The organism is Pedobacter sp. HMWF019 (assembly GCF_003061025.1).
Taxonomy (GTDB): domain Bacteria; phylum Bacteroidota; class Bacteroidia; order Sphingobacteriales; family Sphingobacteriaceae; genus Pedobacter.
In genome coordinates this window covers 1-2,251 of record NZ_QAIL01000207.1, presented here as the reverse complement: position 1 = coordinate 2,251, position 2,251 = coordinate 1, and the positions used below count along the sequence as shown (strand labels likewise).

The following is a 2,251-nucleotide window of genomic DNA, read 5'->3' as shown; positions in this document are numbered from 1 at the left end:
ATATAAAATTATCATTAAAGTAAGGTCTAAGAGACCAATCATTAGCCAATCATTAAACTATCCCGGCATTAAGGTACAGGGATCAAGTCTATTTCCAGCAGTTTCATCACCTCTGTTGTAGAATTATCCAATGCCTTCAGACTCAAATGATGAAGACCTGCTGCAAGTTTTACTGTACCAAGGGACTCCGTAACCGGCTCCATACTTTTTCCGGGTATGGCAGTGGTCTTAACGGCATCGATTTCATCTACAAGAAAAGCATACCTCACCGGGTTGTTGTTTTCGGGAAGGTATTTGATCCGGATTTTATAATGGGCTTCAGTATTGGTTTTAAATGTCCAGCGCACTTGTTGTTCCGGTTTTTTCCAGCCAGTGATATAATACTTATTGGTTTTACCATCTCCAAAACCAAATCCTTTTCCAATCAGTTCAGCATCAAATGCCAGGAGCCTGGTTTCTACACCTTCAGAAGCAACAAGTCTAACCGGATCTGTTTTTAAAGCCCCTTTCAGTGGCAGTACAATCACTGTATTTAGGGTATCCGGCATTACTTTAGGCACTTCCACTTCTACAGTACTGCCCTTCTGTACCATTTTCAATGTTTTTCTGGAAGCATCCGCGAGAAAATAAGGTTCTCCCACAGTGCTTTCCAGCCCACCCAAAACAATTTTTCCATTCAACGGCCAGTTGAACACATGAAGATATACTTTGTCTTTTGCCAGGGTGGTTACCCCCCAGCTCTGTAGCGGCAAAGAAGTTGGACCAGCCTTATAGATACTTTCTCCATTCTGTTTATTCCAACGTGCAATACCAGCCAGTATTTCCGAATCTTTCTGATCAAACGCACCAGTACCCATAGGACCAATGTTCAGCAGTAAATTTCCCCCTCTGGAAACTGCATTGGCCAATAACCGCACAAAGAAACCTACAGGCTTATGACTATGGTCATTCCGCGAATAGCCATAAGACTCATTAGTGGTTGGAATAGCCTCCCAGTCTCCCGTTACAGGTGCAAACTCTGCCGGCCTGTCGCCCGTATTTTTATAATCTCCAAAATTGGTATTCCCGTTCCTGGCTAGCCTTCCATTTACCACGACATTTGGATCCGCTTTTCTAATGGCCTCCAGGATGCGGAGATTCTCAGAAAAAGGAAGTTTATGTGGCGTATCAAACCACAAGATATCCGGATGATATTTACGGATCAATTCCTGAATCTGAGGAATCGCCTTTTCATTAACATATTTAACCGCCTTAGGCAACCATTCAGGATGCTGATCAAACCAATTTGCACCACCAATCAATTGATCTCCGCCTGGATTTTGGTATTCCCAATCATTGCCAGGTGCATTTGGATCCTCCCAGTCAAAGGCATGAGAATAATAAAAACCGAACTTCACCCCATACTTTTTAGCTGCAGCCGCCAGTTCAGCCATTGGATCTCTTTTAAATGGGGTCTGATGGGCCAAGTCAAACTCGGAAACTGCAGAAGGGTACATTGCAAATCCGTCATGATGCTTTGCCGTGATGATCATATAGTTCATTCCAGCTTTCTTGGCGGCCAGAACCCATTTTTCAGCATCAAACTGAACCGGATTAAAGGTATGTGCCAAGTCCAGGTAAGCTGCCCTCGACACTTTTTCTTTACGCATCAAATGCTCAGAATATCCGTTCACTGTTTTCCCTTTCCATACACCACCTGCTTGAGAATAAACACCCCAGTGGATAAACATGCCAAATTTAGCCTCTCTCCACCATTTTATCCGCTGATCATGACTTTCCATAGAAGTTTTCCACCAACCATTTACTGCACGGTCTATCTCAGACTGGTCCCTGGCTTGCGCTTTATTGAACATATCTTTATCCTCGTCCCCTTTCACCTGCGACAGCACCGGTCCGGACAACCCCAGTAACAGGCATATCGATATACAATACTTCTTCATGATCTATATTTGGTTATAGAGGCAAGTAAGCAATAAAAAACAACTATCCATTTTCCCAGCTTGGCTTAAAGTTCAGCTATTTTGGCAAAAAAGATAGTTGTCAGGAAAGATTGAACAGTAACGATATGGCTAATTTAGGCCGATATAAACTCCTTCTGATAAATCAATGGGCTTTTACCGGTAATACTTTTAAAACATTTATGGAAACTTGCAAAGTTGTTGAAACCACTTTCATAACAAACTTGTTTAATATTTAATTTATTATCAATTAACAGCTTGCATGCCTGACCAACTTTAATTTCTGTTAAAAA

2 protein-coding genes are annotated in these 2,251 nt (G+C 42.0%); both read right to left on the bottom strand.

What is annotated here, in order from left to right:
• Positions 1-68 precede the first annotated feature (68 nt).
• Entirely contained in the window at positions 69-1,940 is a 1,872-nt protein-coding gene (locus DBR11_RS12450) for an alpha-L-fucosidase (protein WP_108552991.1), read from the bottom strand.
• Positions 1,941-2,074: 134 nt separating this feature from the next.
• The coding region (locus DBR11_RS12445; RefSeq protein ID WP_146186521.1) for an AraC family transcriptional regulator at positions 2,075-2,251 on the bottom strand (177 nt) is incomplete at its 5' end.

Bases quoted from the DNA above. Each gene is read 5' to 3' on its own strand.
- DBR11_RS12450 (WP_108552991.1), bottom strand. From the start codon at position 1,940: ATGAAGAAGTATTGTATATCGATATGCCTGTTACTGGGGTTGTCCGGA.